This is a genomic window from Ureibacillus sp. 179-F W5.1 NHS (assembly GCF_045369345.1).
GTDB classification, from domain to species: Bacteria; Bacillota; Bacilli; order Bacillales_A; family Planococcaceae; genus Ureibacillus; species Ureibacillus halotolerans.
The window spans coordinates 1-1,398 of record NZ_JBIQFG010000103.1; the positions used below are offsets into that span (position 1 = coordinate 1).

1 protein-coding gene is annotated in these 1,398 nt (G+C 34.0%); it reads left to right on the top strand.

Annotated features, from left to right (window positions below; all coding sequences use genetic code 11):
• Positions 1–7 precede the first annotated feature (7 nt).
• Positions 8–1,365 (top strand): IS3 family transposase gene (locus ACH0B5_RS18010; protein ID WP_341361539.1). Its coding sequence is split into 2 segments (ribosomal slippage): positions 8–461 and positions 461–1,365, totalling 1,359 coding nucleotides; the frame shifts between segments, so codons are not numbered across the junction.
• Positions 1,366–1,398: the final 33 nt, after the last annotated feature.

Here is a 1,398-nt window from a genome sequence, read left to right on the forward strand (position 1 = left end):
GTTTTTTATGACTAAAATTACAAAAGATGAAAAAATACGAATATTATTACGTTATGTAAATGGACAAGAAAGTGTAAAACAAATTGCTAGAGAAGAAGGTGTAATCGTATCTGAATTAACTTCTTGGATTCGTTTATACGAACAACATGGTGTGGAAGCCTTTATGAAATCATATACAAGTTACTCTGCAGAGTTTAAAATGGATGTACTTAATTATATGAATGAAACGGGTACGTCCTCTATTGATGCAGCTGCTATTTTCAATATTTCATCTTCAAAATTAGTTCGAAAATGGCGTAATCAATTTGAAACAGGTGGATTTGATGCCCTCAATTCAAAGAAAAAGGGGCGTCCATCCATGAATAAATTAAACAAGAAGACATCGAAATCGGTTCCAGCTGATGGTTCTGTAGAGGCACTTGAAGCACGCATTAAACAGCTAGAAATGGAGAATGCGTATTTAAAAAAGTTGAATGCTTTAGTTCAGGGACAGGAAAAATTACAAATAAAATCAAAGCGCAAGTAATTTTTGAACTAAAGCACATTTATGATGTCGTAGAATTAGTTAAAGTCGCAAATATTCCTCGAAGCACTTATTATTATTGGGAAAAGCGAATGAATCGTGAAGATAAATATGCCGAAGTTAAGGAGGCAATTCAATCAATATATCACGAACACAAGGGGCGTTATGGTTATCGTCGTATTGCGAGTGAATTGAAAAAATACGGATTCCAACATGATCCAAAAACAATCAACCGTTTCATGAATGAATTGGGATTAAAATGTCTGGTAAGAATGAAGAAATATCGTTCTTATAAAGGACAAGTTGGTCGAATTGCACCAAATCTATTAGAACGAGATTTCAAAGCAGAGAAAATGAATGAAAAGTGGGTAACTGATGTAACAGAATTTCATTTATTTGGTGAAAAACGCTACCTATCTCCTGTGATGGATTTATGTAATGGTGAAATTATCGCTTATATACTGATGAAAAGACCTGTATATAAACTTGTATCAGATATGCTTGATCAGGCGTTAACACGTCTTCAAATAGGAGATGAAGTGATCCTACATTCAGATCAAGGATGGCATTATCAGATGAAACAATATCAGAAAACACTCCAAAAACACGGTATCAAGCAAAGTATGTCCCGCAAAGGGAATTGTCTTGATAACGCAGCAATGGAGAGTTTCTTTGGCATCTTAAAATCTGAACTATTATACTTGCAAGAGTTTAATAGTATCGAACATTTTGAAGAAGAATTAAGGTTATATATTGAGTACTATAATTACAAACGAATGAAGGCAAAATTAAAAGACCTAAGCCCGGTAGAATACCGAACAAAGGTCTTGGAAGCCGCCTAACAAAATATGTCTAACTTTTTTGGGTCAGTTCAA